The sequence below is a fragment of the Alphaproteobacteria bacterium genome (genome assembly GCA_018662925.1).
GTDB lineage: Bacteria > Pseudomonadota > Alphaproteobacteria > 16-39-46 > JABJFC01 > JABJFC01.
Window position 1 is genome coordinate 1 of the sequence record JABJFC010000081.1, and the last position, 7,001, is coordinate 7,001.

Here is a 7,001-nt window from a genome sequence, read left to right on the forward strand (position 1 = left end):
AGCATGCCCAAAATCTAAGAAATAGGGGCTAATAGAGGCACTAAAGCGAGAAAAACACCCCTTATCCCTTCCTCTTGCTCAAAATTATGCGACTTCAATTGCTGGTTGTGACAAAATCATGCTTGATAGAGGCGCCCAATTATTCATAAATCAGCATGTTTTCCTTTTTGAAATTAAACAAATGTTCTATAAGTTGTCCGGATGGGTATTTTCATTAAAGCTGGAGATTCATTTAAGTGATCCAAAGTTCCCACAGGAGACGCGTCTATTTCCTGTTTGTTCCACTTGTTATATTCATGATGAAGACTGATGTTCAGGCTTATGCTCCTTCTGTGGAGAAGACTATTGAAAAGGATGAGGTAGACCCAACTGTAGGAGAAGACAATGATCCTTTGGAAGGAATGAATAAGGCTATCTTTGACTTTAATCACTTTTTAGATGCGATCCTTTTAAAGCCAGTATCTCAAATGGTCTATGAGATAACGCCTCAGCCAGTTCAAGATGGTGTCCATAATTTTCTCCAAAATCTGAATGAGCCCCTGGTCCTCTTGAATGAAATACTTCAGTTGGATGGGGACAATGCGGCGGATACCCTAGCCAGGTTTCTTTTGAATACGACTTTTGGTGTGCTTGGACTTTTTGATATTGCTTCAGAGATTGGGATTTATCCCCATGAGGAAACTTTCGGCGAAACCCTTGCCGTATGGGGGATAGGCTCTGGGCCCTATTTGGTATTGCCACTTTTTGGTCCCAATAATGTAAGGGGTACTGTGGGTCGTGGGGTAGATTACTATATAAATCCATTCAATTATTACGCAAAGAGTCATGATAGAGACTATCTGATTTACGTTAAGTTGGGGGTAACGACAGTTGATACGCGTATCCGCAATATGAAACTTTTGGATCAATTGGAAGAGGATTCAATCGATCTTTATGCCACGATACGTAGCTTGTACTGGCAAAACTTAACCGCACGTCTAAAGGCAGCTGAGGATGATGATTATTCTGATAGAGATCTTCCCAGCCCCTTTGATGATGATGATCTGGATTAAATAGGAGTAAGAAATGAGCATTCAACGCATTCTCTGGACAGGACTATTTGTATTTTGTGTGTATGCGCCAGATGGCCAGGCAGCAGGACCAAAAGCAAAGGAAAAAGAAGATATAACTGATGTCTCTGTAAAGTTTATCCAGGGTCTTGGAGATAAGGCGACGAAGCTTTTGACCTCTCCGACAATTACGGACGAAGAGCGAGATAATCGTTTCAAAATGCTCTTTAAGGAAAATTTTGCAGTAGAGGGGATAGGACGTTTTGTTCTTGCACGTTATTGGAAACGCGCGACCAAAGAGGAAAAAACAGAGTTCTTAGAGCTCTTTAAAGAGATGGTGACGGATACGTATGCGGCTCGATTTGGGCAATATAAACAAGAGAAATTTGAAATTTCAAAGACGCGTGGCAAGGGTGACGGTGGTGTTCTCGTCATGAGTAACATTATTCGTTCCGAAGGGAATAAGCCCATAACGGTCCATTGGCTTGTGTACAAGTTAAAGGGGGAACTCAAAGTATTTGATGTGATTGTAGAAGGGATAAGTTTGGGTGTTACCCAAAGATCCGAATATGGTGCTATCATCCAGCGCCAGGGCGGAAAAATCGAAGGCTTACTGGCCGAACTGCGGAAGAAATTGGGGAAGAAGTAGGCCAAAGTATCTCTTAAAACACCAAATTGGTGACGCTTATCAATTACGCATCCTTGTAAATCGAAAGTTCAACTTTAAATTTGCAAGGAAGAACTTACGGTAGGAGAACTTCATACGCCTTCTGCGTTATTGTCGAAAAGTGCCGTCATAGCCTGGAAATAAGCACTTCAACATGCGTATTTCCCGCTCGCTATAGCCAAATATTATCTATTCAAAAATTGGGGTGACTTTTTTACAATTTACGTGAAGAGCATAGCTTTTGTCTAGGTGAATACGACACGAGCCAAAAATATATTCCGGGGCAACATTCATTTGAACTTGTATGAATGAAATCATAAGGTTACACAGGAAAAGTTTTTTACAACGAATGCATAAAGGGAAAGCTCATGTCGGATATTAAAAAAGCGCTGGATTTAATGAAAAAGAATGATGTTACCTATGTGGACTTCTGTTTTACGGATTCCCAAGGAAAGTGGCATCATTTGGCTCGGCATGCGTCCACTATGGATGAGAGCGCGTTTTCCGAGGGAATTATGTTTGATGGGTCTTCCGTCAAATCTTGGAAGGATATCCATGATTCAGACATGATCTTGATGCCCGATGCCTCAACGGCTTTGCTGGACCCTTTTCCAACACAGAATACCATGACCATTATTTGTGATGCCCACGAGCCTGGAAAGAAAGAAGGCTATGCTAAGGACCCACGTTCCATCGCAAAACGGGCCGAAGCCTATATGAAAAAGACGGGCATTGCTGATACGGCTTATTTTGGTCCAGAGCCAGAGTTTTTTATTTTTGATGATGTAAAATATGACGTAAGTTCTCACAATACTTATTTTAAAATTTCAGCTGAGGAAGCTCCCATTTCTTGTGGTAAAGATTTTCCCGAGGGCAATTCGGGCCACAGAAGCCCTTTGAAGGAAGGGTATTTTGTCTCACCTCCCATTGATACGCTCAACGATATGAGAGCAGAGATCCTTACGGTTATGTCCAATATGGGGATTTCCGTTGAAAAACATCACCATGAGGTCGCCCCCTCACAGCATGAGGTGGGGTTCAAGTTTGGGACTGCCGTGACGGCGGCGGATCATCTGCAGATTTTCAAATACATTACCAAAAATGTGGCTCATTCTTACGGAAAATCGGCAACTTTTATGCCCAAGCCTATTTGTGATGACAACGGTTCAGGGATGCATGTTCATCAGTCTCTTTGGAAGAACAAAAAGAATCTCTTCATGGGAACCGACTATGCCGACCTTTCAAAAACGGCCATGTATTATATTGGGGGTATATTGGCCCATGCCAAGGCTCTTAATGCTTTTACCAATCCAAGTACCAACAGTTACAAGCGTCTGGTTCCAGGATATGAAGCACCCGTCATTTTGGCCTATTCAGCCCGGAACCGCTCAGCGGCTTGTCGTATTCCCCATGTGACCGAGCCCAATGGTCGCCGCATTGAGGTGCGTTTCCCTGATCCCGTGGCCAATCCTTACTTGTGCATGGCATCCATGCTCATGGCAGGACTCGATGGCATTAAAAACAAGATCCATCCCGGGGACGCCATGGATATCAACCTGTATGACCTTTCTGATGAAGAATTGGCGGGGATTCCTGCCATGTCGTCTTCCCTATCAGAGGCTCTAGTTTCCTTGGATCAAGATCGTGACTTCCTATTGGCAGGAGCTGTCTTTACGAACGAGCAAATCGATAGCTACATTGGCATGAAGTTGGACGAGGTCAATGCGGTTGATCAAATGCCCCATCCCGTTGAATTTAAGATGTATTATAGTTCCTAACTGGCTGCGCTAGCTGTGGGATTTCAGAGATCAGAGATCAGACTTAGCGACTGCTGATGTCTGGTATCTGGATCCCAAACTATCTAAGTGCCTCTATCATCTCACCGGCTTGAGGTAGTGGTTCTTCAAGCGTCTCTAACGGAGGGAGAAAGAGAAGCCGATGTCTCATCATGAATCTGCCCCACATACGCGACAGGGAAATTTTACAATCACCTCAAGGGTATGTTAGAATGGGGACGACGGTAGATGTCAGTTCTGTGCAGTGGTGGTTTTTGCCAGTTGGGCAGACCAGTTGGGGGAGCGACCACTGCTCAACATCACATTAGGGCTGTTTTATGATTTTTCTGATAAGTAGCCCGAAGACTTGTGAGTAGATGCAGCCCGTGAGTTCGGGCGGACTGACGCACAAGTCAAGCAACATCGTTGGATAAAGTCTATAAACAGTAAGGGGGGAGGAAGCAAATGGAACAGAGTATAAGTAGGGTCTTTATGGCTGGTGCGATTGTGATATTCGTAGCGATTTGGGGGGCGGGCCATGGGAAGGCAGAGGGTGAATATAAGCTGAAGGCAGATCATGAATATAAATGCATGCAGAAGTGGGAAACTGCGACCAGTGAGATAGATAGGTTGGAAGACAAAATCTCTGTATTACGGTCGAAGGTTACAGAAAAGTGTGGAGAACCTATTAACATAGGGCAAGATAGATTTAGGGGAGGCATTTGAATGCGCTCAAGTCTCTTTAACATGGTTTTCGTTGCAAGAGACAGGATGAGTTTTATTGTTGCTGACCGCTGACCGCTGACCGCTGACCGCTGACCGCTGATCTCTGTCATCTGCTAACCGGCACCGGCTTTCCCTCATCATCAATGGCCACATAGATAAACTCACCCTCGGTGACCTTAATCTTTTCATCGGACTTCAGCCGATGGACCCAGGCTTCGATATAAACGGTCAGAGATGTATTGCCGACTCGGGTGATTTCTCCGTAACAGCTGACTTCATCACCAACGTGGACCGGCTTGTGAAAGGTCATCTCCTTAATGGCAACAGTCGTAATGCGGCCTTTTGCCTTTATGGCCGCTAAAAAACCACCCGCAAGATCCATTTGAGACAGCAGCCAGCCGCCAAAAATATCACCACTTGGGTTCGTATCTCTCGGCATGGCAATAGTTCGGCTTGCAAGATTGTCGAGGCTTGGTGTAAAAGAAGAGCTCATGGTATATATTCCGTGTTATAGATGATGCGGTTTAGGAGCACACAATTTAATTTTTATAGATATCATAACCTATGACAGACCTTTTTGAAAATACAGCGCGAAAAACAGAGAACGAATCTTATTCTGCCGAGGACATCGAAGTCTTAGAAGGCCTCGAACCTGTCCGCCGCCGGCCTGGGATGTACATTGGCGGCACCGATCAGCGCGCCCTGCATCATTTAGTAGCCGAAGTCCTCGACAACTCTATGGACGAAGCGGTTGCTGGATTTGCCACGCGCATTACCATTGAGCTTCGAGAGGACGGATCTGTCTCTATTTCCGACAATGGACGAGGGATTCCCATCGATCCCCATCCTAAGTTTCCCGAAAAGTCGGCCCTGGAAGTCATTCTCACAACTCTCCATGCAGGGGGTAAATTTAAAACCGGTGCGTATCAAACGGCCGGTGGGCTTCATGGTGTAGGGATTTCCGTGGTAAATGCGCTCTCTGATCTTCTGACCCTAGAAGTGGTCCGGGATAAGCACTTGTATCGCCAGACCTATTCCAGAGGCTTGCCCCAATCGGCCCTTGAAAATACGGGGCCTGTCCACAATCGTCGAGGGACAACGGCGACATTTCATCCTGATCCTGAGATCTTTGGCGCCAATTGTCGATTTTCTCCGTCGGCGATCTATAAATTGGCCCGTTCGAAGGCGGCCCTCTTTAAAGGGGTTGAGATCCGCTGGTCTGTGGCACCGTCGCTTCTTTTAGAAGGGGATCCGACGCCAGAAAGTGCTGTCCTGCATTTCCCAGGAGGACTCACAGATTACTTAGAGGCCCTATTACGCGGGAAGGAGTTCCTGTTCACAGATGCTTTTTCAGGTGAGGCTTCCAATAACTATGGCAAGGTGGAGTGGGCTATCAAATGGCCCATGGAAGGCGAAGGATTTCTTTCCTCTTACTGCAACACCATTCCCACACCCCAAGGCGGGACCCACGAGCAAGGCTTTCGCCAAGCATTCTTAAAGAGCGTAAAGGCTTTTGGAGAAATGATTGGCAACAAAAAGGCCCTTCAACTGACGGCAGAAGATGTTATGGGCGGCTCTACGGCTGTTTTGTCCATCTTCATCAAGGATCCCCAGTTCCAAGGGCAAACCAAAGACAAGTTGTCCACGGCCGAAGTGACACGTTTTGTGGAAACGGTGGTTAAGGATCATCTGGATCACTGGCTGGGGAGTCACCGTCAGGCCGCAGAAACCCTCTTGGACTTTGTTATGGAGCGTTTGGACGATCGGTTGCGACGCAAGGCCTCCAAGGAGCTCTCTCGCAAAACAGCCACGCGCAAATTACGGTTGCCTGGAAAGCTGGCCGATTGTTCTTTGGAGATGGCAGAAGGCACGGAAGTTTTTTTAGTGGAAGGAGACTCGGCTGGAGGATCGGCCAAGCAAGCCCGAGAGCGGAAAACCCAGGCGGTGCTGCCCTTGCGCGGAAAAGTCCTGAACGTGGCTAATGCGACTGTTGATAAGCTTCATGCCAATCAGGAGCTCATGGATTTGGTCTTAGCTCTTGGATGTGGCATGGGCAACCAATTTGATGTGAATAAACTCCGGTACGAGCGGGTCATTATCATGACCGATGCGGATGTGGACGGGGCCCATATTGCGGCGTTGCTGATTACGTTCTTTTTTCAGCAAATGCCCAAGCTGATCGAAAAAGGGCATCTCTATTTGGCACAACCACCTTTGTACCGTTTGGTTCAGGGCAGCAATAGCGTGTATGCTCGTGATGATTTGCATAAAGAAGAGCTGATGAAGTCGTACTTTAAGTCTGGTGCAAAGATCGAAATCAGTCGCTTTAAAGGACTAGGGGAGATGCCTGCCAGGCAACTTAAGGACACCACCATGGCTCCGACGCTGCGGACTCTTCTTCGCGTCCGGTATGGGACCGAATTGATTCCCGAGGAGAATCCTGCATACGAAGATATTTACCAATTTGTGGACAACCTCATGGGCCGCAAACCAGAAAAGCGCTTTGCTTACATCCAAGAAAATGCCAGCTTTGTGACAGAACTGGACGTTTAAGCTCGTTTTTGGCTTGAGTGTGATCGTTCGATAGTGTGGGCTTCTCTGATTTCTGATTTCTGATTTCTGATTTCTGATTTCTGATTTCTGATTTCTGATTTTTGCACCATGGATCCCGCGATGCCAACTCACTCTACGCCTCACCGGCTTAAGACGCCGGTTCGTCTAGAGTTCCTAGGCTCCGGGAAGACGTAGATTGGAAGGATGCTAAGGCGTGCTTCCTAGGCTGTG

The 7,001-nt window shown here is 46.4% G+C and carries 6 protein-coding genes; 5 read left to right on the plus strand and 1 reads right to left on the minus strand.

Annotated elements, in window-relative coordinates; translation table 11 throughout:
• The first annotated feature begins 236 nt into the window (after window positions 1-236).
• From HOL16_06870 to HOL16_06885, 4 genes are all read left to right on the plus strand, one after another.
• Complete coding sequence (locus HOL16_06870; GenBank protein ID MBT5390403.1) at window positions 237-1,052, plus strand: VacJ family lipoprotein; 816 nt, start codon at window positions 237-239, stop codon at window positions 1,050-1,052.
• A gap of 13 nt (window positions 1,053-1,065) precedes the next feature.
• Entirely contained in the window at window positions 1,066-1,698 is a 633-nt protein-coding gene (locus HOL16_06875; GenBank protein MBT5390404.1) for an ABC transporter substrate-binding protein, read from the plus strand.
• A gap of 386 nt (window positions 1,699-2,084) precedes the next feature.
• Window positions 2,085-3,494, plus strand: a complete 1,410-nt coding sequence (gene glnA / locus HOL16_06880) for a type I glutamate--ammonia ligase (protein ID MBT5390405.1) — start codon at window positions 2,085-2,087, stop codon at window positions 3,492-3,494.
• Window positions 3,495-3,956: 462 nt separating this feature from the next.
• Window positions 3,957-4,217 (plus strand): hypothetical protein, encoded by a 261-nt coding sequence (locus HOL16_06885; protein ID MBT5390406.1) that lies wholly within the window; start codon window positions 3,957-3,959, stop codon window positions 4,215-4,217.
• Between the two features lie 106 nt (window positions 4,218-4,323).
• On the opposite strand, the gene HOL16_06890 is transcribed toward HOL16_06885, so the two are convergent.
• Window positions 4,324-4,710, minus strand: a complete 387-nt coding sequence (locus HOL16_06890; protein MBT5390407.1) for an acyl-CoA thioesterase — start codon at window positions 4,708-4,710, stop codon at window positions 4,324-4,326.
• A gap of 71 nt (window positions 4,711-4,781) precedes the next feature.
• Here HOL16_06890 and parE point away from each other — a divergent pair, with 71 nt between their 5' ends.
• Window positions 4,782-6,770, plus strand: a complete 1,989-nt coding sequence (gene parE, locus HOL16_06895; GenBank protein ID MBT5390408.1) for a DNA topoisomerase IV subunit B — start codon at window positions 4,782-4,784, stop codon at window positions 6,768-6,770.
• The last annotated feature ends 231 nt before the right edge of the window (window positions 6,771-7,001 follow it).

Bases quoted from the DNA above. Each gene is read 5' to 3' on its own strand.
- HOL16_06875 (MBT5390404.1), top strand. From the start codon at position 1,066: ATGAGCATTCAACGCATTCTCTGGACAGGACTATTTGTATTTTGTGTG.
- glnA (MBT5390405.1), top strand. From the start codon at position 2,085: ATGTCGGATATTAAAAAAGCGCTGGATTTAATGAAAAAGAATGATGTT.
- HOL16_06885 (MBT5390406.1), top strand. From the start codon at position 3,957: ATGGAACAGAGTATAAGTAGGGTCTTTATGGCTGGTGCGATTGTGATA.
- HOL16_06890 (MBT5390407.1), bottom strand. From the start codon at position 4,710: ATGAGCTCTTCTTTTACACCAAGCCTCGACAATCTTGCAAGCCGAACT.
- parE (MBT5390408.1), top strand. From the start codon at position 4,782: ATGACAGACCTTTTTGAAAATACAGCGCGAAAAACAGAGAACGAATCT.